This window comes from Ralstonia flatus, assembly GCF_958439105.1.
Classification (GTDB): domain Bacteria; phylum Pseudomonadota; class Gammaproteobacteria; order Burkholderiales; family Burkholderiaceae; genus Ralstonia; species Ralstonia flatus.
The window spans coordinates 530,484-555,745 of the sequence record NZ_CAUDLI010000003.1 but is presented as its reverse complement, the minus strand read 5'-3'; the positions used below and the strand labels follow the sequence as shown (position 1 = coordinate 555,745).

Here is a 25,262-nt window from a genome sequence, read left to right as displayed (position 1 = left end):
ACGACCTGGGCGACTTCGCTTTGAGCTTTGAATCCAGGCAGCGCGCTCTGCACTGTCCGGAAGCAGGCCACGCTCACATCGGTGCCATAGCCTAACGCCGCAGCGCCATCGCCTGCATGGCTGCATCCACGAACTTCGCGGCGGCGCGTTCGCCCGCCGTTGGGGCCGCGGCTTTGGCGCACGCGGCAACCACGTCGCACAGCGATTGCGGATCTTCCTTGCAGGCCCGCAACAGCGGCATGGCGGCGCCGGCAGCCGAGCCAAAGTGCTGCACCGCCAACCGCATCAACTCGACCTTCACCACGTTGGGCAACACGTCGGCCAATTCGGGAGGCACGGCCGGCTGCAAGGTAGAAGGCGCTTGGCCGGGCGCGGCCTTCTGCGCGGGGGCGTCATTGGCCGCAGGCTCGTCGATGGGCGCCGCTGCCGTTTGCAGGCCGAGCGTCATGCCCGTCAGCGGCGGCAGTTCGTCGTAGATGAGCGAAAGGGCGGCAGGGACGTCGTCGCTGTCATCGTCCAGCAAGGGACGGTTGAAGTGCGCGATGGGGTCGAACGGGGCGCCTCCGGCCGCGTCATCATGCGAGAGGCCCGGAAGCACGTCGACCATGCCGGCCCGTTGCAGCCCTAGAAGTAGTTCGTCGAGGTCCGACCAGTCGCTCAGCAGTTGATGCAGTTGCCCGACCGTGCGGGCACCGTCGATGAGGATCAGCAGATGACGCTGGCGCATCTGCATGTCGTGGCGGCGCTGGGCCAAGGCTTCGCGGCCGTCCTCCGTCTTGATCAGGACGTTCGTCGTTGCAAGCATGGTGACTCCCCGTTAAGCAACTCGCCCGGCATCTTGATGTGCCGGTGCTAGCTGTACGTTAGTCATCACACCGGGTCCCTGCCATCGTTCGATTGGCGGAGATTGTGAAGCGCGGGACGAACGATCGGTCTAGCTCCGCCACGATTCCAATGCGGGCGCGGTCTCGCCGTGCGCGCTGCCTTGCCGAACCAGCGACCCGGCGTAGCTGGCATACCACGCCAGCACGTCCGGGTTGGCCATCGCATCAGGGTTGGCGATGCGCTCGACTGGGGCGCCAAGCAGCAGTTTCTTGATGGGCACTTCCATCTTCTTGCCCGACAGCGTGCGCGGCACGCCCGGGGCCTGTACGACCACGTTGGGCACATGCCGAGCCGACAGGCCTGCCTTGATGCGTGCATTGATCGTGCTGCGCAGCGTGTCGTCGAGCGTCACGCCTTCGCGCAGCACGACGAACAGCGGCATGAACGATTCACGGCCAAGGAATTCCAGATCGACGACAAGGCTATCAAGCACTTCCGGCAGATCTTCGACCACGCGGTACAGCTCGGCTGTGCCCATGCGGATGCCGTGGCGATTGATGGTCGCGTCGGACCGGCCGTAGATGATGGCGCCGCCGCGCGGGGTGATCTTGATCCAGTCGCCGTGGCGCCACTGGCCCGGGTACATGTCGAAGTAGCTGTTGCGGTAGCGGCTGCCGTCGGTGTCGCCCCAGAAGAAGAGCGGCATCGACGGAATGGGCGCGGTGCAGACCAGCTCGCCGACCGCGTCGATCAGCGGCTGGCCAGCCTCGTCCAATGCTTCCACGCGCGAGCCGAGGTTGCGGCATTGCATCTCACCCGCATAGACGGGCAGTGTGGCGACGCCGCCTACGAAGCAGCCTGCGAAGTCCGTGCCGCCGGAAATCGGATTGAGCCAGACGTCGGCTTTGACGTGGCGGTAGATCCAGTCATACGCCTCGGCGGAGAGCGGCGAACCGGTCGATCCGACCGCACGTAGCTTCGACAGGTCGAAGTCGCGACCGGGCTCGATGCCGGCCTTCAGGCAATTGGCGAAGAACGCCGCGCCGGCGCCAAAGAAGGTCACGCCCGCATCCTGCGCGAAACGCCACAGCGTATTGAGATCGGGCGTGCCGGGGTTACCGTCGTAGATGGCGAGCGTGACGCCGCCGAGCAGGCCGCTCGCCTGCGAATTCCACATGACCCAGCCGGTGCTGCTGTACCAGTGGTAGACGTCGTCAGGGCCAAGGTCGAGATGCAGCGCGCCCATCATCGTCTGCACGAGCAGCAAGCCGCCGTGGCCGTGCACGATCGGCTTGGGCATGCCGGTGGTGCCGGACGAATAGAGAATCCACAGCGGGTGGTCAGCGGCGACGGGCGTGACGACGAGTGGTACGTCGTTCGCTGTCAGGTCGCGCCAGTCGAGGGCGTGCGGGAAGCGCGCGCGGTTGACCTCGCCAAGCAGCTGCGGCACGACGACGAGATGTTCGACGGTTGGCAGCGCCGCGACCATCTCTTCGACCACGTCGGTGCGGTCGAAGGCGCGGCCGCCGTAGTGATAGCCGTCCACCGCGATCAGCACCTTGGGCTCGATTTGCCGGAAGCGGTCGGTCACAGCCACCTGGCCCATGTCGGGCGCGCAGACGGACCAGATGGCCCCGACGCTGGCCGTGGCGAGAAACGCGACGATCGCGTCCGGCGTATTCGACAGATACGCGGCCACGCGGTCGCCCGGCACCACGCCCATCTTGCGCAGCGCATCCGCCAGCGAGGCAACGCGTTGGCGCAGTTCGCGCCATGACAGGTCGGCCAGCGGTTTGGTCTCGCTGGCGTAGCGGATGGCGGTGCGGTCGGGGCTGCCGCCTTCCTCCACATGACGCATGACCTGATCGACGTAGTTCAGCTTGGCGCCGACCAGCCATTGCGCGCCCGGCATGGTGCGGTCGCCCAGCATCTGCGTGAAGGGTGTCGAGGCGCGCAGGTCGAGGTAGTCCCAGACGGACGTCCAGAACGCCTCCAGCTCAGTGGTGGACCAGTCCCAGAGTTGCGCGTAGCCCTCGGGCGTGGTTGCCGAAAAGCGCAGCCCGCGTTCGCGCGCAAGCCATTCGAGGTAATGCGTCAGGCGCGCGCGCGCGATGAAGTCAGACGATGGCGTCCAGAGCAGGGCGCCTTCCTGGATGGTGCTCATGTGTCTCCTCCGCCGGTCAGGCAAGGGGGAAGGCCGCCCGCTCTATCGATGTGGCAGGTCGGCCAAGGGGGGATGGCGTTTCAGATGCCGCCCATGCACAGATACTTGAGTTCGAGATACTCGTCGATGCCGTAGACCGAACCTTCGCGGCCCAGGCCCGATTGCTTGATGCCGCCAAACGGCGCCACCTCGTTCGAGATCAGCCCCGTGTTGATGCCGACCATGCCGTATTCGAGCTGCTCGGCCACGCGCCAGATGCGGCCGATGTCGCGGCTGAAGAAGTACGACGCCAAGCCAAATTCGGTGTCGTTGGCTAGGCGCACGACTTCCGCTTCGTCCTGGAACTTGAAGATGGCCGAGACGGGGCCGAACGTTTCTTCGCGCGCGATCAGCATGTCGGGCGTGGCGTCGGCCAGCACCGTGGGCTCGACAAAACGCTGCGAACCGAAGCCCTGCATCAGCTTGCCGCCGGCGGTCAGGCGCGCGCCTTTCTGCGTCGCGTCGTCAATGTGGCGCTGCACTTTCTCCACGGCCTGGTCGTCGATCAGCGGGCCTTGCACCACGCCCGACTCGAAGCCGTTGCCGACCTTGATGCCGCGCACCTTGGCCGAGAGCTTCTCGACAAACGTGTCGTACACCGAGGCATGCACGTAAAAACGGTTCGTACACACGCACGTCTGGCCGGCGTTGCGGTACTTCGACTGCACCGCGCCCTCCACGGCGGCATCGATATCGGCGTCGTCGAACACGATGAACGGCGCATGGCCGCCGAGTTCCAGCGCCACCTTCTTCACCGTCGGTGAGCATTGCTGCATCAGGATGCGGCCGACGGGCGTCGACCCCGTGAACGACAGATGCCGCACGATCGGCGATTCGCACAAGGCCTTGCCGATGGCGATCGAGCGATCCGCGTCACCCGTCACGACGTTGACGACGCCCTTCGGAATGCCCGCGCGGTGCGCCAGTTCCGCCATCGCGAGCGCAGACAGCGGCGTCTGCTCGGCCGGCTTGATGACGATGGTGCAGCCTGCCGCCATGGCCGGTGCAACCTTGCGGGTGATCATCGCCAGCGGGAAGTTCCACGGCGTGATGGACGCGCACACGCCCACCGGCTGCTTGAGCACGACCATGCGCTTGTCGCGCCAGGTGCTGGCCATCACGTCGCCGGAGACGCGCTTGGCCTCTTCGGCAAACCATTCGATGAACGACGCGCCGTAGACGATTTCGCCCTTGGCTTCGGCCAGCGGCTTGCCTTGTTCAGCCGTCATCAGCGCGGCGAGGTCGTCGGCGTTGGCGATCAGCAGGTCGAACCAGCGGCGCATCAGGCCAGCGCGCTCTTTGCCGGTCAGCTCGCGCCACGCGGGCCACGCCGCATTGGCCGCGTCGATGGCGCGCAGCGTTTCTGCGTGCCCGAGATTGGCGACATCGGTCAGGTGTGCGTTGGTGGCTGGGTCGTAGACGGGGAAGGTCGCGCCGTCTGCCGCGCACACCCAGGCCCCGTCGATATAGGACTGCGTTTTGACGAGGGTGCGGTCTGTGATGCGCTCCAGCGCGTTGGCGGCGGTGCGGGATGCGTCGAGTGCTTCGGCCATGGCGTTCTCCATAAGGAAGGCGGGCCCGGTAGACAAAGAGGGCCCGCCTTTTAGATGCAGCAGTCGCTTAACTCGCTAAGAATAACCGAACGATCGTTCGCTCGCAGGCCAGGCCGCCAAGCCTTGTGGTTATTGGAAGAGCGTGTCCCACATGGCGTCGACGCGCGCTTTGACAGCGGTATCCATGACGATGGGCTGGCCCCATTCGCGCGTGGTTTCGCCGGGCCATTTGTTGGTGGCATCGATGCCCATCTTCGAGCCCAGGCCCGACACCGGAGACGCAAAATCGAGGTAATCGATCGGCGTGTTCTCGACCATGACCGTGTCGCGCGCCGGATCCACGCGCGTGGTGATTGCCCAGATCACTTCCTTCCAGTCGCGCAGGTTCACGTCGTCGTCCACCACCACGATGAACTTCGTATACATGAACTGCCGCAGGAAGCTCCACACACCAAACATCACGCGCTTGGCGTGGCCGGCGTATTGCTTCTTCATGCTGACCAGCGCCATGCGATAACTGCAGCCCTCGGGCGGCAGATAGAAATCGGCAATCTCCGGAAACTGCTTCTGCAGCAGCGGCACGAACACTTCATTGAGCGCCACGCCCAGCACGGCCGGCTCATCGGGCGGCTTGCCTGTATACGTGGAGTGATAGATCGGGTCGCGGCGCATCGTGATGCGCTCGACCGTGAACACGGGGAACCAGTCCTGCTCGTTGTAATAGCCGGTGTGATCGCCAAAGGGGCCTTCGAGCGCGTGCTGATAGCCGCTCGGGTGCGTTGGGTCCGGCTGGATGTGGCCTTCGAGGATGATCTCGGCGCCGGCCGGCACTTGCAGTTGAGCCTGCGCCAGCGAAGGCGTCAGGCAGGTCGCAAGCTCGGTCCGGCTGCCGCGCAGCAGCCCCGCAAACTGGTATTCAGATAGCGTGTCCGGCACCGGCGTCACCGCGCCGAGGATGGTGGCCGGGTCGGCGCCCAACGCCACCGCAATCGGAAACGGCTGACTCGGATTCGCGATGGCATGTTCGCGGAAATCCAGCGCGCCGCCCCGGTGCGCCAGCCAACGCATGATGACCTGGTTGCGACTGATGACCTGCTGCCGGTAGATACCAAGGTTCTGCCGCTTCTTGTGCGGCCCGCGCGTGATGACCAGCCCCCATGTGACGAGCGGCGCCGCATCGCCGGGCCAGCACGTCTGAACGGGAATGCGCGAGAGGTCAACATCATTCCTTTCCCACACGATCTCCTGGCACGCCGGCGACGACACCTTGCGCGGTGCCATATCCCACACGGCCTTGGCCATCGTCCACAGCTTGCCGGCTTCACGCAGACCGCGCGGCGGTTCGGGCTCTTTCAACGCCGAGAGCAGGCGACCGACGTCCCGCAGTTCATCGAGCGACTCCGCACCCATGCCCAGCGCCACGCGGCGCGTGGTGCCAAACAGGTTCGCCAGCACCGGCATGTCGTACTTCTGCGCGCCGTCCACTGGTTGCTCAAAGACGACCGCCGGGCCTTCGGAGCGCAGCAGGCGGTCACAGACTTCGGTCATTTCCAGGCGCGGCGACACCGGCTGGCGCACGCGGCGCAGTTCGCCCGTGCGCTCGAGCTGGGCGAGAAAGTCACGTAAGTCCCTGTATTGCATGGAGATTTTGTAACCAAAGGTAAGGTGGATCGCCTATCACGCGGAGGGTTTGGCCCGCCGAATGGTCGTCGGGGCGACATTTTTTTGGTGTAGGCAGGGTGGCCGCGATTGTACGGCCAAAAGCCCATGGCCCCCTGATGACAGAACGCATCGCAGGTCAGCTAGTCCCAACAACGGACGCCTTATTATAACTTCTGGATATGAAAACTTACTTCTTTATGATTGACTTGGCATAACGCGCTTCCTACAATCCAATCCGATCTGGTAATTGTTGCAATGCAACATGTTTTCGGCTAATGCCCTCGCCCCGCTCTCAAACGTATGAGGGGCGACACCAGAGCACATCAGCATCGCTGCGGGACGTGACCTCCCCAAGGACACGGCCCGCATTTCTCTGGGCACTAGGGGAGTGCCCCCAACAGATGCCGGCTGACTGCAACAGCGCGGCATCCTTACTAAAAACCGTTGCGATTCGAAACGCACGGCGCCAGGCAAAAGAAAGGCGTCTACCGGATCTGCGCAGCGGACGGAGGTAAGTATGAACGGTTGGAAAACCCTTCATTCTTCCGGGATCGGATCGGCGCTGCAACGCCGGCTCGTCGCCCCGGTTGGCCGCCGCCTCGCGCGTGCAGGCCAAGTTGCGCTGCCTCGTAAGCTGCGCATGGAGTTGAACGCAGGGGGCGCCGCCGCGTCCCGCAATGAGTTGCATCCTGGCGTACTGCTGGTGTTCCGCAGCGGGCATGTCGTGCTCAATAGCATCGGCTTGCTGGCGGTGGCCGCCGCAGTTGCACTCTCGCTCAACAGCGAGTGGCGTGCCACGGTCGCTCAACGCGTGCTGCATTTCACGCCGGGCGTCGACACCAGTGTCGCCTCGGCCAATCCGTCGCCCGCGATTGCGGCTGGCGTGCAGCCGGTGGCTTTTGCACCGACAGCGCCGTCTGCTGGTACGGGTGCCGCTGAAGCTGTAGCGCCTGCTGCGGCGCAAGGTGGCACGGTCGCGGCCGCAGGTTGGGACACGCTTTCGAAGGTGCCGTCCGTGGCCGAGTTGGCTGCGCAGATTCCGAACACGCAAGTCGTCCGCGACGCGCGTGAGTCGGCAACCGCCGGTACCCCGCGAGAGCAGGCTGCCGTGGCGGAATACATCGCCCGCAAGTACCGCGTGGCGGCCACAGCTACCGGCCAGTTGGTGAAGGCTGCGTATCAAACCGGCAAGGAAGTCGGTCTCGATCCGTTGCTGATCCTGGGCGTGATGGCGATCGAGTCCAGCTTCAACCCGTTCGCTGAAAGCGGCATGGGTGCGCAGGGCCTGATGCAGGTCATGACCAAGGTCCACCAGGACAAGTACGAAGTGATGGGCGGCGTCGGTGCCGCGCTCAACCCGTACGCCAACATCAAGGTCGGTGCGCTGGTGCTGAAGGATTGCATCGCGCGTGCAGGTTCGATCGAAGGCGGCCTGAAGCTGTATGTCGGGGCGGTGACCCAAGGCGATGGCGGCTACGGCGGCAAGGTGCTGCAGGAGCGCTCGCGTCTGCGCATGGTGGCGACGGGTCATCGTTCGCCGATGACGGCGGCGTCCGAACGCGAACCGGTGAAGCCGGTTGCAACGGCAACCCCCGTGACGCAGGCCGACGTGAAGACGCAAGCCGCCAAGCCGGCCGACAAGCAACCCGCTGCTGCAGGTCAACAGGAAGAGGCGCGTCTGGACAATAAGTCGCAGGGCCAAGCCTGATCGACCTGATCCGCTGCGCTATATAGGAAAGGCCGTCCTTCGGGACGGCCTTTTCTGTTTGGGCGACGTGTAGCGTGCTTTACCGGCTGAAGAGCTTACCGAGCCGTGCGACCGCTTCTTCCAGATGCGCCATCGATGTGGCGTACGACAGCCGGATGTAGTGCTGCGCCGTGTGCGGACCAAAATCCAGGCCCGGCACGAGTACCACACCCGCATCATGGAGCATCGACTGGGTGAGGCCATCTGCATTGCCGGCATGCGGATGGTTCACGCCACGGCAATCGGCGTAGACATAGAACGCGCCGTCCGGCTTGACGGGTACCTTGAAGCCAAGCGACTCCAGCGCCGGCACGATGAAATCACGGCGGCGGCGGAATTCGGCCTTGCGTTGTTCGTAGATCGCCAACGCTTCCGGCTCAAAGCAGGCAAGCGCGGCGTATTGCGCCACCGCCGACGCGCAGATGAACAGGTTCTGCGCGACCTTCTCGAACTCCGGCACCAGTTCGGCGGGCGCCACCAGCCAGCCAAGTCGCCAGCCGGTCATGTTGAAGTACTTCGAAAAGCTGTTGATCGTGACGACATCGTCGCCGAACGACAGTGCGGAGACCGGGGCCTGATCGTATGACAAGCCTTGGTAGATCTCGTCGACGATCGAAAATCCGCCTCGCGTGCGTACCGTCTGCACAATACGCTGCAGCTCATCCGGCAGGATCGACGTGCCCGTCGGATTGGACGGGGAGGCCAGCAGCACACCCTGCGTGCGTTCGCTCCAATGGGCTTCAACCTGCGCGGTCGTCAACTGAAAGCGTTCTTCCGGCCCCGACGGCACCAGCTTCGCCTCGCCATTGAAGGCGGCCACAAAGTGGCGGTTGCACGGATAGCTCGGATCGGGCATCAGGACTTCGCCGCCGATCTCTACCAGCACCGCACACGCCAGCAGCAATGCTGCCGACGCGCCCGCCGTCACGATGATGCGCTCCGGGGCGATCTCGAGGCCGTACACGGTGTGGTAGTAGCGGGCGATTGCTTGGCGCAGCGGGCGAATGCCCAAGGCCCCGGTGTACTGCGTGACGCCGCGTCGCATGGCGTCGGCCGCGGCTTGCACGACGGGCTCGGCGGCGGTGAAGTCCGGCTCGCCGATGCCCATGTGGATGATGCTGCGTCCCGCCAGTTCCAGCTCGCGGGCCTGCTTGGCCAGCTCCATCACGTGAAAGGCGCGGATATTGGCCAGCCGGGCGGCTGTCTGCAGGCGGTGGGCGTCCATCTTGAAGCGAAGCAAAAAGGTAAAGCGAACCGCAGACGCCGAATTACCGGCGGGCAGCGACCTCGACGGCGCGCACTTGCGCAGCCAGCTTGTCCAGTACGCCGTTGACGTACTTGTAGCCTTCGACGCCGCCAAAAGTCTTGGTCAGTTCAACCGCCTCGTTGATCACGACCTTGTACGGGATGTCCACGCAGTGCACCAACTCGTACGCGCCGACCAGCAGGGCGGCACGTTCGACCGGCGACAGTTCGGCAACCGGGCGGTCCAGGTACGGCGTGAACGCCTCGGTCAGCGTGGTTTCTTCGCGGATCGCACCGTGCAGCAGCGCGTCGAAGTGCGCGCGGTCGGCCTTGTTGAAGCCTTGCGCGTCCTGCAGATGCGCCTCGACCACGCCCGGGTCGTTGCGATTGAGCAGCCATTGATACAGACCCTGCAGCGCCAGTTCGCGCGCACGGCGGCGCGCGCTCTTGGCGGGGGCCTTGGTCTTGGCTTGGGAATTGTCTTGCGTCATGGGAAAAGCCTTTGCGCGAGGAAGCGCTTATTCATTCTCGCCGTCGTCGTCCTGGCCGTGATCCTGCAGACCGTCGAGGTCGTTGGTCAGGTTGGCCATCTCAACGGCGGTGCGGGCGCAGTCGCGACCCTTTTCGCGGGTGCGGGCGTGAGCCTGTGCGTCGGTGTCCGTGGTCAGGATGCCGTTGGCGATGGCGATGTTGAAGTCCAGGCCCACGCGCGTGATGCCGGCGCCCGATTCGTTGGACACCAGCTCGAAGTGGTAAGTCTCGCCGCGGATGACTGCGCCCAGTGCGATCAGCGCGTCGAACTGGCCCGATTCGGCCATCTTCTGCAGGGCCAGCGGGACTTCCAGCGCGCCCGGCACGGTGACCAGCAGCACGTCTTCGCCGGCCACGCCGAGTTGTTCGAGTTCAGCGACGCATGCTTCGCGCAGCGCTTCGCACACGGGCTCGTTGAAACGCGCCTGGACGATGCCGATGCGCAGGCCTTCGCCGTTGAGATTGGTCGGGTAGAAGCCGTGGTCCATGGTGTATTCCGGTTGGGGTTGCCTGAGGTTGTCTATCTGGCAACGTCAGAAAAAAAAAGAAAGTCGGCGCGGCAGTTTAGCTACCGCGCGAAGTTCAATGCGTGGCGGCGGACGAAGCCGAAGTGACGTCCGGTGCATCTGCCATCGACCGATATGCCGTCACTTCCAGATCGTAGCCGACCATGCTGGGCAGCTTGAGCGGCGAGGCCAACACGCGCATCTTGCCGACGCCCACGTCCTTGAGGATCTGCGCGCCGATACCGTAAATGCGCGGATCGGGTTTCGTGCGCGGGCGCTCGTGCGGCGCATCCAGTGCGGTGAACTGGGTGAACAGGCGGTCTGCCGAATCGCCGCAATTGAGCAGCACGACCACGCCGGTCGGGGCGGCCTGCACGGCGCGCAGGGCGGCGGGCACGCTCCACGAGTGCGTCGTGCGCTGGCACTCCAGCAGGTCGAGCACCGACAGGGGCTCGTGCACGCGCACCAGCGTTTCGGTGTCCGGCGTCGGCGTGCCCTTGACCAGCGCCAGATGGGCGCGGCCGGCCGCGCGGTCGCGGAAGGCAACGGCATGGAACGTGCCGAACTGCGTCTCCATCGTGCGCTCGCCGACCCGCTCGACGATGCTCTCGGTGCGGCTGCGGTATTGGATCAAGTCGGCAATCGTGCCGATCTTCAAGCCATGTTTCTTGGCGAATTCCACCAGGTCCGGCAAGCGCGCCATGGTGCCGTCGTCCTTCAGGATCTCGCAGATCACGGCGGCGGGCGTCAAGCCAGCCATTGCGGTCAGGTCGCAGCCGGCTTCGGTGTGGCCGGCGCGCATGAGCACGCCACCCTTTTGGGCCCGCAGCGGGAAGATGTGGCCCGGATTCACCAAGTCAGACGGTTTGGCGTTCTTGGCCGCCGCCACCTGGATGGTGCGTGCGCGGTCGGCCGCGGAAATACCGGTGGTCACGCCTTCCGCCGCTTCGATCGATACGGTGAAATTGGTGCCGAACTGCGTGCCGTTGCGGCTCGCCATCATGGGAAGGTCGAGCTGGTCGCAATGCTCTTCGGTGAGCGTCAGGCACACCAGGCCACGCGCGTGCGTGACCATGAAGTTGATGGCTTCTGGCGTGACGAAATCGCTCGCCAGGATCAGGTCGCCTTCGTTCTCACGGTCTTCCTCGTCGACCAGGATGACCATCCGGCCGGCGCGGATTTCGGCAATGATTTCTTCGACTGTGGCGATCGACATGGCGTAGCAGGGGTGCGCGCCGCCGGCCCACTCCCGTAAATCCATGATTTCGGGGGCCGTGCGACTGCGTAAATGGGAAGCCCGCTATTGTACGCCAAGGCGGCCCCAAGCCAGTGGGGCCAGGGGTTCAAACGGCTGCCAGCGGCTGGGTGCCCACGGGCAGGCCAATGGCGGCGTGGGTCAGCATGCGTTCCACGTAGCGGGCGATCAGGTCGATCTCCAGGTTGACCTGGCTGCCGGCTTTCAAGTGCTTCAGCGTGGTGACCGCCACCGTGTGCGGGATCAGGTTGATCGAGAACTCGCAGCCGTCGGCATCGTCACGGACGGTATTGACCGTCAGCGACACGCCGTTGACCACCACGGAGCCCTTGTAAGCCAAATATTTGCCCAACTCTGCCGGCGCCCGCACCCGCAGTTCGTGCGATTCGTTGACGGGCGCGAAATGCGTGACGGTGCCCAGGCCGTCCACATGGCCCGACACGAGGTGCCCCCCGATGTGGTCGGCCAGACGCAGCGCCTTCTCCAGATTCACCTCGCCCCGGTGTTCCAGCCCGACCGTCTTGGAAAGCGATTCGCGTGACACATCGACCTCGAAACGGGTGTCGGTCTTGGCGACGACCGTCATGCAGGCGCCCTGGATGGCGATCGAATCGCCCAAGGCCACGTCCGCGAGCGGCAGGCCGCCGGAATCGATGGACAGGCGCACGCCGGCATCGACGTTGTCGCCCAGCGGCGAGACGGTTTCAATACGGCCAACTGCGGCGACGATTCCGGTAAACATAAGCAATCAATCCGTCGGGTTGCGGCGCGCCAGGATGCGGAGGTCGCCCCCGATGCGCGAGATGTCGTGAAAGAAGAATTCGGCCGCGCCTTCCAGCGTCTGCAGCGGCCCCATATTGAACATGCCCTGGCCCGAGCCGAGCACCTTGGGCGCCAGATAGACAAGGACCTCGTCTACCAGCCCTTCGCGCAGCAGCGAGCCGTTGAGCTTGAAACCCGCCTCAACATGCAGTTCGTTGATCTCGCGGCGGCCCAGTTCGCGCAGGACCGCGGCCAGATCGACCTTTCCGGCCGCGTTGGGCAGCAGGATGACCTCTGCGCCGCGCTCGCTCAACGCGCGCATGCGGCCGGCTTCCGGGTGAGCGGCAAAAATCAGCGTCGGCTCGTGGTGGCCATCTGCAGTGAGGATGTGCGCGTCGAGCGGCACGTCCAGCGCCGAGTCGATCAGCACACGCCGCGGCTGGCGCGGTGTGTTGACGGCGCGCACGGTCAGTCGCGGGTTGTCTTCGCGCACCGTGCCGATGCCGGTGAGGATGGCGCAGGCACGCGCGCGCCAGCGGTGGCCGTCGTTGCGCGCTTCGGTTTCGGTGATCCACTGGCTGATGCCGTTGTCCAGCGCCGTGCGGCCATCCAGCGATGCGCCGACCTTCACGCGCACCCAGGGTGTGCCACGCGTCATGCGCGAGACGAAACCGATGTTCAGCTCCCGCGCCTCGCGTTCCAGGAGACCGCAGCGCACGTCGACGCCGGCGTCTCGCAGCTTTTGCAAGCCACGTCCGGAAACGGCGGGGTTTGGGTCTTCCATGGCCGCCACCACGCGCGCAATACCGGCTTCGACCAGACGATCAGCGCAGGGTGGGGTGCGACCAAAGTGGCTGCAGGGCTCCAGCGTCACATAGGCAGTGGCGCCGCGCACATCGTGGCCGCGAGACTGGGCATCCTTGATGGCCTGGATTTCAGCGTGGTCCTGGCCGGCGGGTTGTGTGTAGCCCTCGCCGATGACGGTGTCGTCACGCACGATCACGCAGCCGACGCGCGGGTTCGGCGTGGTGGTGAACAAGCCCTTCTCGGCCAGCGCCAGGGCGCGCTGCATCATGGCGTGGTCGAAGTCGGAGAACATGGGTGCAATGCGGCCTGGTTACGGATCAGTATTGGAAGTTCGGCAACTGCTGCTGCGGTCCGTATCTGGGTCACAGATTCGGGGGCGGCCAACTGTGTTGATCCGTACTAGGCGCGTATGGCGTCCGCTAGAGATCGTCACTGTGGTGCCGGTGACTTCGGTCATCCGTGAGTATCCCACAGCCTCGAATGAAAGCGTGCCGCGAGGCACGCTGAGCCGGACCGCAGGCACCGTAGGCAATGGCACGGACACCATGATGTCTCTCGCCGACGTGGTGGCTGCGCCGGGCGTGCTAGTCGTTCCCAATACTGTCAGTTCCCAGCCGCTAGTCCAGCCTGTTGAGGTGTCTCGAGGGGCGATTTCTGTCTGGAGATGTCGATACTGAGCCGTACGCTGCGCGAGCGATATCGTGCTGGCCAAGCGTTCGGCGAGGAGCGTCACGGTCTCGCGCTGCCAGCGGTCGATGATTGATGGCACTGCCATCACGGCCAGTAAAGCGAGGATTGCAAGCACAATCACCAATTCCAAGAAGGTCACGCCTGCTTTACGGGTGGCTAGCATTGGTAGTGTTATGGCCAACATGCCGCGTCGCGCGGTTCGCGTTCGCCGGTGCTTCGTAGAACGAGCATGCCGCAGGAGGCATCTGCTCTATCCGGAACGGCGACCACTTCAATACATTGAGTCTTCGGCAGCTCTATACCCGCGCTGGAGCACGCCTGTGGGCGGATGGAATAACCGTCCGCATGAGGGATCGGGCCGTGAAATGGGGATTCCCCATTGTACGTACCTGTGCGCGCACGCCGGAGTTCCAGCTGCGATAGGGCACCGACTAAGGCGCCGCCCGCGCTGACGCGATGTGCACGCTGCCAATACGCAGACCAGCTTGATGTGGCGAAAAAAGCTAGCAACCCCACGACGACAACCACTGTCATCAACTCGACCAAGGTGAATGCACGCGTACGACGCATCAGCGTGCCCCGGCTTCGGTCACTTCGCGCCAGCTGAGTCGGCCGAGTTGACGCGTGTATGTGCGCGATTCCAGTTGCTGGACACGTTCGCCATCCAGTTGCCACAGGACGGTGTGCGTCGCTTGCGTAGCGCCACCGCGAGGTGTCTCGGCGGGCGGAGCGCTCTGTATCGTAATGAGCGGTGCGCCGAGGACAACCCGGCCTGTTCGCCCATCTTTGGTCACGGGGAGGCCGGTTTTCGCGTCCAACAGATAGGTACGTTCCCGGTCGGCAGCGTCGCGTGTGGTGAGCAGCAAACTGTTGAGACCGGCTGCGGTCAGGTCGTCTGGCCTTTGGCCAGTGGGCAGATCGATGCGCCAGCCTGCGACGCTGTTACTTCCCGGCTTGATGACCACGCCATCTAATACTTCGCTGGTACTCAAACCTTCGAGGCTGTCGCGCCATAGATTGCGTCGAGACATGTTTGTATCTGCGACGCCATACAGCGTGGCATGCCCGTCGGCACCGACTGCGGTGAAAACGAGTAGTGGACCTCCAGCGGTGGACGCCAGGAGGATCGGACTCAGAATGCGCTGGACGGAGCCGCCGCGCGAGGTGGCCGTGAAGAATGGCGTGCGGCGCTCGGTATCGTTGGAACCCAGTGCGTGCGACCAAGGCGGCGCGCCCCTCAGATCGAAGCGCCAGAGTTGGCCATGCGCGTCAGCTACGTAAGCGAAGGTGGCTGTTCCGTGCGGCCCGAGTGCCACCGCAGGGGCGCCAAGGCCTCCTCGACTGGCAACTGGAGGCACCTGGATCGACAGAGCTGTGCCGGGTTGGTCCAGCTCTACGAGCAACAGGCGGCTTTCCGCACGCTCGCTGCCTTCGCCATTGCCGCTGATTGCGAACCAGCGACGGTGTCCGTCGCCGCCGTTGTTGACGGGGACGATAGGGATGGGGCCTGCCATGTGGCCGACACTGGGATCGTTGCTCGCATCATAGGCGAGCATCGGTGGCGGCGTGGACGAGGTCGGATCGGTGACGTCCACCAGAAACATGCCCGACCCCATTTCACCATTTGGGCAAGCGAGTAGTGACCGCCATTGCATTCCGACCAGCGCATCCGCTGCGACAGGTCGGCTGCAGATTGGCGCCGGTACCGGTTGCCCGAGAGAGATATTGCGCACAGCCGCGGGCAGGGCGGCGTCCGGGATGACGGCAAAGCGCTCCATACCGCTTAGCGCATCGAAGCCATGCAACATGCCGTCGTTCGCGCCGATGTAGACCATCCATGGGCGGCGCGCCTGCTGTTGGCGAAATGGTTCGTGACTTGCATCGAGAGCGAAGCCGGGCGGACCGAGCAATTGCACGCGTGCGCCGGGCATTGCGCCCAGCACGGATTTGCGTGGGCGCAGCGTGGGATCGTCGTGCTCGTGCTGTCGTACGCCACGCAGATAGTCGACGTGTCGGGTACCAAGCTCGTCGCCTGTGGCAATTTCGGTCTGCTGGTCAGGCGATAGGGCTGCCCAGCGCAGCCTGACTGGCGTGCGAACGCCGGATCGACTGCGATGAAACGTCCAGAGCTGTCTCGCATCTGGTGAGACACCATGGAGCTGGCGGCTCGCCTCCCAAAGATCCGGCGGTGCCGGGGCATCGAGCGTACCGAGTGCGGGCAGAAACTGCATCCCACGGAGTTTGCCGCTCCAAGGGTCGGCGCCGGGCGCGACGACAATGTGAGTCGGCAGGTGACCGGCGGGATTGCTGCCCGTGGCGGCAAGGGTTGAACTGACCAGCGCTATGGCGATCCCTATACAGATTTGACATGCTTTCATGGCTCGTTTGCCCGTGGGCGAAAAACGGTTTGCAGCAGCACATTGATCTGCGGGTTGATGCCAAAGCCTGCGGCTGTAATCCTAAACAGCGAAGGCGCGCGCCCGGCGCCGGCTTGTATCCACTGGCCAGGTAATGCGTCAGGAATCGGCTCGATGACATAGCGAGCCGGCGTTGCGCTGAGTCCGTCTCGCTGCGCAGCGGTAGCGAGTGTCACACTGCGCGAACCGCTGTCGATTAGATCAGCAAGCCTCGAGGCCGATTGACCCTGAAGTGGCCAACACAGGCCGGCTTCCGTGCCTTGCCCGCAGATGCCGGGAACAAAGCCAGCCAAAGTGACGGGATCAAGCGCCGCTATGCGCTCCGCATCCATCGTGACGGGGCAGTTTCTGCGGATTGGCGTACCGGTCGCCACTGCAAGTTCGCATTCGGCCGCGCCCAATGCAGTTTCGGCCGCGTGCAAAGCGATCGCATAGTCTGCAGATAGACCGGTACGGCGGAGGTGGTCTTGCACGAGTTGAAAGGCCGTAACCGTCAACAAGCTGATGATGATTAACGTGCCGCTCACGGCGATGACCGAGAAGCCGCGCATGCTTGTTCGTTGGATCAGCATGCGTCAACCTCGCAGCGGAGTGGGTTGCGTACGGCGAACGTGGCGGTGAAGAGGGCGCGGTTACGGCGCGGATCTTCAGGCTGGAAGGACAGGTCTTCTAAACGTGCGCCTGGTACGGACTCAAGTCCGGGGAATAAGGCGATATTGTCTGGTGTTGACGGTCTAAGCGAATACCAGTCGCCGCGTACGACGATGGCAACATGGACTTGCTCTACGCGGTACCAATCTGTGGCCGCTATGGTCCGCGCGGATACGGTCTCGGCTGGCGATGTGGTGGTGGGTGCAAGCGTGTACAGCAGTTGTAGCGTCTCGACTCCACGTACGATTTCGCTCGCGTTCACTGCAACAAGAACATCGCCGCTGTTAAGTGACACGGATCGGCACATGAGTCGTGGAGCCTGTTCGGCGTCAGTGCTGACGGAGATGAACAGCAACATGCTTCCCAAGCGGGGATCAGCTTCTGTTCCAGCGCGCTCCCGTACGCCGTAGTTGTCGCAGTCCAGCGTGGCGCCGTCAGCTTCGTGGGCGTTTGGTGGCAGGTGGTTGCGGCCGGAGAAGCGGACGAGCAATGCGTCGCTGTGTTGTACTCCGTGCGGACCGCATTCCAGTTCGACAGTTTTCTTTGGCTGGCCGCAGTCGTCCGCTCCGACCAGTGACAACGGCGCAGTCGCATCCGCCCAGCGACGGACGGCGGAAGCGGTGGGTGTGTCAGTGATCCACCCCGCTTGGCGTACCGCTTTGCCAATCAACTCCAATGCACGCATTCCGCGATCCTCAATGAGGGCTTCGTCGGCCAGCCGCTGGTAACGTGCCCGCGCGATCAGCAGTAATTGCAATCCGATTGCCAACACCATCAGGGCGATGATCATGCCGACCATCAGTTCGACGAGCGACGCGCCTCGCGTATGCCGTTGGAGCGAGCGCGGCATCTCAGCGGCTTTCCATCTGGTTGGTTTGTGCGCGGGCCTCAACTGCCAGCGCGCGGGCGGCATGGCTGGCGGCCTCCAGATAATCGAGCGCGCGGAACATGGCTGCAGCGCCGAGGGAAAGGACGGCCAGGGCAACAAGGGCCTCGAGCAGGATGACGCCGTGTTGGTGGGTAACGTGCGGACGGACAGGCATGGGTCGGCTGGTACTGGTCAGCCGCTCAAGTTAGTGCGAAGTGGGCCGTATAACTGTCATATCTCGTCAATACCCTCTCGAGAATTGAGCGCCTGGGATTCCGGGATGTGGCGGATCGTTGGTTTTTCGCCAACATGCGCCTTCCCGAATATTGCGGTTGAAGGAGGGGTTGTTGACACTTTTTGACTAATTCCCCACTATTCTGGGGAAGTAGCTGCCTTGGCTTTTCGCCCGGTAGAGCGCAGCGTTCACGGGGGTGGACGCGATGACATAGAAAATTCAGCCAGTACAAAACCGGCAGGGCCCGCGAGTAACTTCGAGGGGGCCGCCGGATAGAACAATAGTCGGGGGTCAAAACATGCTTAATGGAATTTCGCCTTTGGGGCGGAGTGGGTTTCTGGGCGGTCGTCTCTCCTGATATGACCGCAGCGGTCCGTCATCACGTCACCGCGCATCATCAGCCGTCGTCACACAATTCCTGGCAGGCATTCCGTGGAGTTGGGTGTGCTGACGTCATTGGCGTTCGGTCTCTGCACAAGTGCCGCGGGTTCACGATTGTCGAGATCCTGGTCACGTTGACCATTGTGGCCATCCTCGCGGTGATCGCCGTGCCGTCTTTCAATGGAACCATCCAGCGGGCGCGCACGCAGTCTGAAGCCAATTCGCTCGTCAACGATATTCAATTCGCCCGCGGGGAAGCCATCAAACGGGGGATGCCCGTTAGTCTGTGTGCGTCACAGGACGGGGCAACATGCACCAACGCGAACGCGTGGCACGTCGGTTGGATCATTTTCAATGATGACAATGGGTCCGGCACGCTCGACGCGAGCACCGATAGCGTTCTGCGTTATCGGCCCCGCTTTACTAGCGGCGATACGTTTACTGCAACGACTTCTTCCACGTCGAGTGCCCTAACGTACAGCCGCGACGGTTTTGCAATCAATCTGCCGAACAGCGGCACGTTCAAGGTCTCGCTAAGCACAACTCCTGTGAATGCCACCGCGGCCCGATGCGTGACGGTCAACATGGTTGGGCGGGCTGTACAAACGGGTGGTGCATGCAGCTAAAGAAGAATCGAGATTCGGCCGCTGGCTTCTCGCTGATCGAGGCGCTTATCACTTTGGTGGTGGTTGGTGTCGGCCTGTTGGGATTGGCCAAGATCCAGGCGGCTGCCGTAAGTAACACGCAAACGTCCCGCACGCGCTCGCTGATTGCGCTACAGACGGAAAGTCTGGTCGCAGCAATGCATGGGAATCGGGCCTTCTGGGCGGTCCCGAATACCGCGCCGGCGACCTTCGGCGCGAGTAGCGTCGCTGTGGCGGATTCCCGCGGAGTGCTGAGCACGGCAGTGCCAAGTTGCCCGGATGCAAGCGGAAATGGCTGTACACCCGACAAGCTTGCAGCGTACGACCTTCAGCAATGGGCGCTGTCGATGAATACGAGCTTTCCGGGCTATACAGCCACTGGCAACTGCAGTACTGCTGCCACTTTGCCGGTGAGCTGCAACGTCACCGTAACGTGGATTGAAAAGACCATTGCCGTCAATGCCAATACGGCTTCTGCGGCTGCTGCGGCGCAACCGTCCGTCCAACAGAGCTATACGGTTTACGTCCAACCATGATCCGCAAACCGATGACTACCCGCACGCGACGGACGCATAGGCAGGCCGGTACGGGCCTGGTCGAGATCCTGATCGCTATGGTGATTTCGCTTTTCCTCCTGAGTGGCGTAGTGGTGATGTTCGTGAACATGCAGAAGACCTTCACCGGCCAGGATCAGCTTGCGCAATTGCAGGATAACGAACGGTTAGCTCTGACTATTGCGACCAATACAGTGCAATCGGCGGGCTATTTCCCCAACCCGTTGGTTAACACGGCGGTAACGGCGTTGCCGGGTGGCTCCGGTGTGGCGGCCGGCCAGGCAGTTTTTGGCACGAGTGGAACGGGTGGCGGGAGTAATAGCGATACCCTCACAACGCAGTTTGCCGCTGCCAGCGGCGACAGCGTAACGAATTGCCTAGGGCAGACGAACACCACCAGTGGACAAGTTGCATACATCAACACACTGTCCGTCAGCGCAAACAACGAATTGCAGTGTTCGGTGAATGGTCAAGCGGCGGTGCCCCTCGTTAGCGGGGTGTCCGCCTTCAGCGTTCTCTATGGCACGGATACCAACAACGATGGAAACAACGATGCATACCTGACTGCCGCGCAAGTTAGTGCCGGAAATCTTTGGTCTGCCGTCCACACCGTTAAGGTCGTCTTGAAGTTTGCCACGCAATTCGGTAGCGAAACTGGGCTGGCTCCGAAACCCTGGACACAGACGATCAGCGTGAAGAATCAGCCATGAAAGCCTCGATGCGTGTTACCAAAATGGGAAGCCTGCGTGCGCGCGGCTATACCCTTATCGTCGGGCTGCTCTTGCTGCTCGTGCTAACACTGTTTGCGGTGAGCATATTTCGTAGCTCAGGCCTGCAGGAGCGAATCGCGGCTGGAACGCGGGACAAGCAGCGTGCGGTAGAGGCTGCCCAGAGTGCATTGCAATACGGCGAATGGTGGATCGGGCAAGGCAATGCATCGGTCAGCGTCAACTGCGCCGACGTCAATAACGGCAACGTGCTGACCAACATGCGAGTTTGCTCCAACGCATTGACGAATCCATCGAAGCTTCCGTGGAGCGCTGGAACGATTTATCAACCGCCTTCAATGACTGCCAATGGCGGTGGTGGCATGGCCGGAGCGAGTTCGCCGGCCGGCGATATCAACTATGCGGGCGTGCCTGGCCTTTACATCAGTTATCTCGGTTTGAGCCCTAGTGGATTGGCTCAACTGTACCAAGTGACCGCCTATGGCTATGGCGGCGATGCGACCACCGCTGCTGTTGTGCAAAGTACCTATCAAATGACCGCGGGTGCGAAGGATCTGGGGCTGCAATGATGAAAAATAAACCACGTTTCGCTTTACTGGCGGCCGCCGCAGTACTCCCCGGCGTGGCCCAGGCACAACTCGTGATCAGCGATACGCTGACAGGGGTTAAGTCTTCCTATGACTGGACGGCACTGAACGGCGCGTGTCTGACAGCCGGCAACAATACAGGCCCGATCCCCGCCTGCACGGGCTTGAAATACTACGGACAGACTACGCAAGTGGGTGGCGCGACGGGCCGGCTCCCCGATACACCGGGCGCTGGCGCGCTTCGTCTCACCAACGGGGACTACCAAGCTGGCACCAACGGCAACAATCAGACCGGCGCAGTGGTTTCAAATTTTACGTTCCCGACGAATCAAGGTCTGCAGGTCACATTCACGACCGTGACATATGGTGGTAATGCCTATCCGAACGCCAACGGGGACAATAGCGGGGCCGATGGTATTAGCTTCTTTCTATCCGACGGATCCAAACCGGCAACAGTGGGTGCATTGGGCGGGAGCCTTGGATATAGCTGCTCCAATGGCAACTCCACCTACGATGGCGTGCAGGGCGGGTACATAGGACTAGGGATCGACGAGTTCGGGAACTTCTCCAATTCCGGCGATAACACGAATACGGGCGCAAACGCGAACGGTGGGGCGGGGGCAATTCCCGGTCGAATAAGCCTGCGCGGTGCGGGCAACACCAACTGGGCTTACTTGAGCAGCGCCTATTCCAGCTATTACCCGTCAAATCTCACGGCTTCGCAACGCCAAGCTGCGGTACAGAACACCTGTAGGTCGGGCACGGTCTGGGATTACAGTAACGCTAGCAGACCAAAGAAAACATCTACGCAACTCAAGTACAACTACAACTACATTACCGGTGACACGCTTGATGGCGTGACGATCTACAGCCAAGAGGCAACTGACCAGCCAACGCGAGGTGCGGCAACCCCAATCACGTACGCGCTCAGCATCACGAACGATGGGTTGCTGAGTCTTTCCTACAGCGTAAACGGCGGCACCACGCAGCCGGTGATCAGTAATCAGAGCATCACTGCGCAGAATGGCCCGTTGCCGTCTTCGTTTCGCTTTGGATTTTCCGCCGGTACCGGCGGCGGCAGCAACGTGCATGAGATTACGTGTTTCAAGGCTGCGCCCGTCGAGCAATCTAGCAGTTCTGCGGGCACTAACATCCCGCAACTGGGGCGTGTTACAGCAGGGACACAACTTTATCTTTCCTATTTCCATCCCAAGAACTGGTGGGGTGAGCTGACCGCGCAGACCATCGGTCCCGATTCGACGGGCAAGCTTGTTATCAATTCCACGGTCAACTGGGACGCCAGCTGTGCGTTGACTGGTGGACCGTGTACTGCAATGGGGTCGGGCACCACGGTTACGGCGCAGACAGCCCGGAGCATATTGAGCTGGAATGGCAGCGCCGGTATCCCGCTCCAATGGGGGAACCTAACCACTGCGCAGAAGGCCGCGTTGACAGCGGGTGACGCGAGTTCCACCAGTGCTCGCCTGTCTTACCTTCGAGGAGACCGCTCGCAGGAAGTCACTTCCGGCGGCTCGGGAACGTTCCGCGCCCGGACGGGGGTGTTGGGGGATATCGGAAATTCGAGCCCTACCTGGGTGGGTAGCCCGTCGGCTCCATACAACGGCCCGTGGGTAGATGCACTGTATGCCAAGGCTTCCCCTACGGAGGCCCCTGGAACGTACGCTAGCTTCAAGACGACGTACGGGCAGCGGCAGAACGTCGTCTACGTGGGGTCCAACGATGGGATGTTGCATGGTTTTCGCGCCGGAAGCTTCGATGCCAACGGCAACTTCGTCAACAATTCGACGACCCCTAATGATGGCACCGAGATACTTGCCTACATGCCGGCCGCTGTTGTCAACACGATCCACAACGGCTCGAATGGCAAGCTGGATTATGCGTCGCCTGGGTACACGCACAATCTGTACGTAGACGCGACGCCCGGAACCGGCGAGTTGTACTACAACGGCGGCTGGCATACGTGGCTGGTTGGCGGGTTGGGCGGTGGCGGAAATGTTAACGGTCCGATCGGCGATGGCATCACCACCGGTACTGGGGCGATCTACGCACTGGACGTAACGGATCCAACTACGTTCAGCGAAAGCAATGCAGGCAAGCTTGTCATCGGTGAATGGTCTTCCGCGTCCATTTCTTGCTCGAACATGGCCAACTGCGGCAACTATCTGGGCAACACCTATGGCACTCCGGTCATTCGCCGGCTCCACAATGGCAATTGGGCGGTTCTGTTTGGCAATGGCTTAAATAGCAAGAACGGTACGGCGGGCATGTTCATCATGCTTGTGGATTCCAAAGGGCAGGTCACGTTCCGCTATTTGGATACGGGTTATGGTCCTACCCAGGCCGGTACCACCAACAAGAATGGCATTGCGTTCGTGACGCCCGCCGATCTTGATGGTGACCACATCAGCGACTACGTCTATGCGGGCGATGTCTATGGCAACGTCTGGCGCTTTGATCTGACGTCGCAAGATCCGAATAGCTGGAGTGTCTCTACCAAACCCCTCTTCACGACGCTGGCGGGGCAACCAATTACTTCCAAAGTCATCGTTGCCTCGGTCCCCGGCTCGGGCCTGGGCGGCCCGGCGCGATTGATTGTGAGCTTCGGCACCGGTCAGGCATTTCCGGCAACGCTGACGAGCGCAGCTTCGTATGCGACTGCGAATCAAGCGCTATACGGGATCTGGGACTGGAACATGGATGGATGGAACGCCATCGCTCCTTCCACAGCGAAATATGCGTCGCTCGCGTCGTCGGCGGGCCCGTCAGGGGGCATAGTGCCGTATTCGAACTTGCAGCAGCAGACGTCGACGGACGCTGGTACTTCAGCTTCGGGCCTAGCCCAGCGAAACGTCACAAGCTCGAAAGTCTGTTGGAGTGGCTCTACGGATTGCACCGGTAGCAATGTGCAGTTCGGATGGGCGTTGCCGTTGCCTACGGGCCAGAACGAACAGGTCGTCTACAGCCCGTCGCTGCAGTACGGCGTGGTGAATGTCAATACACTGATCCCGGCTGTCCAGCAGGTGCTGTCTTGCAATACGACGCCGGCATCAGGTTTCTCATATGGGATATCCGTCGCCAACGGAGGCGCGACGGCAAAACCATATTTTTACGACAATGATGGCAACTTCCTTACCTCCGGCGGGCAAGGTGTCAGCGCCGTGGGGATGAGCGGAACGGGCACTTCGACGTTTGTGTCGCTCAACGGAAAAGTGTATGCGGTGATGCAGGGTTCGGACGGGACGCCACGGTTCATTCAAATCAATCCGTCTGCCACGGCCATCGGCTCGCGCCTGAACTGGCTGAAGCTGCGCTAACAGTAAGTGTGAGTTATGAATCACGAGACGCTTGTTCCTCGACGTACGGCCGCGGGTTTTACCTTGGTTGAACTCATGATCACAGTGGCTATCGTCGCTATCCTAGCGACGATAGCGTACCCGTCATATCAACAATACGTCCTGAAGTCGCATCGGGTCGATGCTAAGACAGCGTTGCTCGATCTGGCCACACGGCAGGAGCGGTATTTCACGTTGCAAAACATTTACACGAGTTCGCCGTCTGCGCTCGGTTATGGGTCGACATCGTTCCCCATGTCGATCCAGTCTGGAAATCAAAGCTACTACCAGATGAACGTGCAGGTGAATAATGCGGCCTCGTCGCCTGCATATTCGGCGTCGGCACTACCCGCTGGTCCGCAAACGGCGGACGCCTGCGGAACATACACAATCAACCAACTCGGCATACAAGGCAACCTCAACATGAAGAGCGGGACAACGTCCGCGCAATGTTGGTAAAAAAAGAGTCCATCTGGCCCCTTTATTTCCGCACATTCGTCGCCGCAACCTCATCCAGCACGTCCCGGAACTCTGCCAGATCCTCAAAACTCCGATACACCGACGCAAAGCGGATGTACCCGATCTTGTCCAGCCGCTTGAGTTCGCGCATCACCAGTTCGCCCACGCGGTCGCTGCCGATTTCCTTTTCGCCGTGGCTGAGGAGTTTTTCTTCGATGCGGGCGATGGCCTCGTCGATGGCCTCGGCGGATACGGGGCGCTTGCGCAGCGCCAGCCGCATGGAATCCTTGACCTTGTTGCGGTCGTAGTCGACGCGGCTGCCGTTCTTTTTGACGACGGCCGGAAAGAACAGCTCGATGCGTTCGTAGGTCGTGAAGCGGCGGTCGCAGGATTCGCAGCGACGGCGGCGGCGCACGGTGTCGCCTTCTTCCGACATGCGGGTATCAATCACCTGGGTGGCCGCGTGGCCGCAAAAGGGGCATTTCATGCCGGTGGTCTCCTCGGCAACCTCAAAGAACGCACTGCGCTAAAAGAACAACGCCGCGATGGCCCCTCATTCAATTCGGGGCGCATCGCGGCAGGGTACTACGTGGCCGGAA

At 62.4% G+C, this 25,262-nt stretch carries 24 protein-coding genes; 7 read left to right on the top strand and 17 right to left on the bottom strand.

Translation table 11 applies throughout. The features are described from left to right. Positions 1-91: 91 nt before the first annotated feature. The 4 genes from R2676_RS09625 to ubiD form a co-directional block, all read right to left on the bottom strand. Positions 92-805, bottom strand: a complete 714-nt coding sequence (locus tag R2676_RS09625) for a hypothetical protein (RefSeq protein WP_206275678.1) — start codon at positions 803-805, stop codon at positions 92-94. 129 nt (positions 806-934) lie between these two features. Next, a complete protein-coding gene (locus R2676_RS09620) occupies positions 935-2,989 on the bottom strand; it encodes an acetoacetate--CoA ligase (RefSeq protein ID WP_206275677.1) in 2,055 nt (684 codons plus the stop codon). A gap of 80 nt (positions 2,990-3,069) precedes the next feature. Next, the gene (locus R2676_RS09615) at positions 3,070-4,581 is read right to left on the bottom strand and encodes an NAD-dependent succinate-semialdehyde dehydrogenase (protein WP_206275676.1); all 1,512 of its coding nucleotides are present in this window, start codon (positions 4,579-4,581) and stop codon (positions 3,070-3,072) included. Positions 4,582-4,710: 129 nt separating this feature from the next. Continuing rightward, the gene (gene ubiD, locus R2676_RS09610) at positions 4,711-6,222 is read right to left on the bottom strand and encodes a 4-hydroxy-3-polyprenylbenzoate decarboxylase (RefSeq protein ID WP_206275675.1); all 1,512 of its coding nucleotides are present in this window, start codon (positions 6,220-6,222) and stop codon (positions 4,711-4,713) included. Between the two features lie 538 nt (positions 6,223-6,760). Here ubiD and R2676_RS09605 point away from each other — a divergent pair. Then, positions 6,761-7,951: a lytic transglycosylase domain-containing protein gene (locus tag R2676_RS09605; protein ID WP_206275674.1), complete on the top strand. Its 1,191-nt coding sequence runs from the start codon at positions 6,761-6,763 to the stop codon at positions 7,949-7,951. Between the two features lie 79 nt (positions 7,952-8,030). On the opposite strand, the gene R2676_RS09600 is transcribed toward R2676_RS09605, so the two are convergent. The 12 genes from R2676_RS09600 to R2676_RS09555 form a co-directional block, all read right to left on the bottom strand. Next, complete coding sequence (locus R2676_RS09600) at positions 8,031-9,215, bottom strand: pyridoxal phosphate-dependent aminotransferase (protein ID WP_206275673.1); 1,185 nt, start codon at positions 9,213-9,215, stop codon at positions 8,031-8,033. Positions 9,216-9,258: 43 nt separating this feature from the next. Further along, the gene (nusB, locus tag R2676_RS09595; RefSeq protein ID WP_012761449.1) at positions 9,259-9,726 is read right to left on the bottom strand and encodes a transcription antitermination factor NusB; all 468 of its coding nucleotides are present in this window, start codon (positions 9,724-9,726) and stop codon (positions 9,259-9,261) included. 27 nt (positions 9,727-9,753) lie between these two features. Beyond that, positions 9,754-10,254 carry a 6,7-dimethyl-8-ribityllumazine synthase gene (gene ribH / locus R2676_RS09590; protein ID WP_004629552.1) on the bottom strand — a complete coding sequence of 167 codons (501 nt, stop codon included), beginning with the start codon at positions 10,252-10,254 and terminating at the stop codon, positions 9,754-9,756. A gap of 94 nt (positions 10,255-10,348) precedes the next feature. Continuing rightward, positions 10,349-11,488 (bottom strand): bifunctional 3,4-dihydroxy-2-butanone-4-phosphate synthase/GTP cyclohydrolase II, encoded by a 1,140-nt coding sequence (ribBA, locus tag R2676_RS09585; RefSeq protein WP_206275779.1) that lies wholly within the window; start codon positions 11,486-11,488, stop codon positions 10,349-10,351. A gap of 127 nt (positions 11,489-11,615) precedes the next feature. Beyond that, complete coding sequence (locus R2676_RS09580; RefSeq protein WP_206275672.1) at positions 11,616-12,269, bottom strand: riboflavin synthase; 654 nt, start codon at positions 12,267-12,269, stop codon at positions 11,616-11,618. Positions 12,270-12,275: 6 nt separating this feature from the next. Further along, positions 12,276-13,388 carry a bifunctional diaminohydroxyphosphoribosylaminopyrimidine deaminase/5-amino-6-(5-phosphoribosylamino)uracil reductase RibD gene (gene ribD / locus R2676_RS09575; RefSeq protein WP_206275671.1) on the bottom strand — a complete coding sequence of 371 codons (1,113 nt, stop codon included), beginning with the start codon at positions 13,386-13,388 and terminating at the stop codon, positions 12,276-12,278. A gap of 18 nt (positions 13,389-13,406) precedes the next feature. Beyond that, positions 13,407-13,949: a GspH/FimT family pseudopilin gene (locus R2676_RS26185; RefSeq protein WP_410482488.1), complete on the bottom strand. Its 543-nt coding sequence runs from the start codon at positions 13,947-13,949 to the stop codon at positions 13,407-13,409. A gap of 8 nt (positions 13,950-13,957) precedes the next feature. Next, entirely contained in the window at positions 13,958-14,356 is a 399-nt protein-coding gene (locus R2676_RS26180; protein WP_206275669.1) for a type IV pilin protein, read from the bottom strand. Next, positions 14,356-16,164, bottom strand: coding sequence for a pilus assembly protein (locus tag R2676_RS09570; RefSeq protein WP_206275668.1), 1,809 nt, complete (start codon positions 16,162-16,164; stop codon positions 14,356-14,358). The genes R2676_RS26180 and R2676_RS09570 overlap by 1 nt, the downstream gene beginning before the upstream one ends. Continuing rightward, positions 16,161-16,775: a pilus assembly PilX family protein gene (locus tag R2676_RS09565; RefSeq protein ID WP_206275667.1), complete on the bottom strand. Its 615-nt coding sequence runs from the start codon at positions 16,773-16,775 to the stop codon at positions 16,161-16,163. Before R2676_RS09565 ends, R2676_RS09570 begins: the two co-directional genes overlap by 4 nt. Beyond that, positions 16,769-17,644 carry a PilW family protein gene (locus R2676_RS09560; protein ID WP_316857075.1) on the bottom strand — a complete coding sequence of 292 codons (876 nt, stop codon included), beginning with the start codon at positions 17,642-17,644 and terminating at the stop codon, positions 16,769-16,771. Before R2676_RS09560 ends, R2676_RS09565 begins: the two co-directional genes overlap by 7 nt. 61 nt (positions 17,645-17,705) lie before the next feature. Then, complete coding sequence (locus R2676_RS09555; RefSeq protein WP_206275665.1) at positions 17,706-17,897, bottom strand: type IV pilus modification PilV family protein; 192 nt, start codon at positions 17,895-17,897, stop codon at positions 17,706-17,708. 365 nt (positions 17,898-18,262) lie between these two features. On the opposite strand from R2676_RS09555, the gene R2676_RS09550 reads away from it, so the two are divergent. The 6 genes from R2676_RS09550 to R2676_RS09525 are packed head-to-tail and all read left to right on the top strand — an operon-like array spanning position 18,263 to position 24,663. Further along, complete coding sequence (locus tag R2676_RS09550) at positions 18,263-18,964, top strand: GspH/FimT family pseudopilin (RefSeq protein WP_316857074.1); 702 nt, start codon at positions 18,263-18,265, stop codon at positions 18,962-18,964. After that, complete coding sequence (pilV, locus tag R2676_RS09545; protein WP_206275664.1) at positions 18,955-19,518, top strand: type IV pilus modification protein PilV; 564 nt, start codon at positions 18,955-18,957, stop codon at positions 19,516-19,518. The genes R2676_RS09550 and pilV overlap by 10 nt, the downstream gene beginning before the upstream one ends. Next, positions 19,515-20,246 carry a PilW family protein gene (locus tag R2676_RS09540; RefSeq protein ID WP_316857073.1) on the top strand — a complete coding sequence of 244 codons (732 nt, stop codon included), beginning with the start codon at positions 19,515-19,517 and terminating at the stop codon, positions 20,244-20,246. The genes pilV and R2676_RS09540 overlap by 4 nt, the downstream gene beginning before the upstream one ends. After that, the gene (locus R2676_RS09535; protein WP_316857072.1) at positions 20,243-20,833 is read left to right on the top strand and encodes a pilus assembly PilX family protein; all 591 of its coding nucleotides are present in this window, start codon (positions 20,243-20,245) and stop codon (positions 20,831-20,833) included. Before R2676_RS09540 ends, R2676_RS09535 begins: the two co-directional genes overlap by 4 nt. Then, on the top strand, positions 20,830-24,186 hold the full coding sequence (locus R2676_RS09530; protein ID WP_206275663.1) for a pilus assembly protein: 3,357 nt from the start codon (positions 20,830-20,832) through the stop codon (positions 24,184-24,186). The genes R2676_RS09535 and R2676_RS09530 overlap by 4 nt, the downstream gene beginning before the upstream one ends. 15 nt (positions 24,187-24,201) lie before the next feature. Beyond that, positions 24,202-24,663, top strand: coding sequence for a type IV pilin protein (locus tag R2676_RS09525; protein WP_206275662.1), 462 nt, complete (start codon positions 24,202-24,204; stop codon positions 24,661-24,663). A 22-nt stretch (positions 24,664-24,685) separates the two neighbouring features. Here the strand turns inward: R2676_RS09525 and nrdR are convergent, their stop codons facing one another. Further along, positions 24,686-25,150 carry a transcriptional regulator NrdR gene (gene nrdR / locus R2676_RS09520; RefSeq protein ID WP_004629525.1) on the bottom strand — a complete coding sequence of 155 codons (465 nt, stop codon included), beginning with the start codon at positions 25,148-25,150 and terminating at the stop codon, positions 24,686-24,688. Between the last annotated feature and the right edge of the window lie 112 nt (positions 25,151-25,262).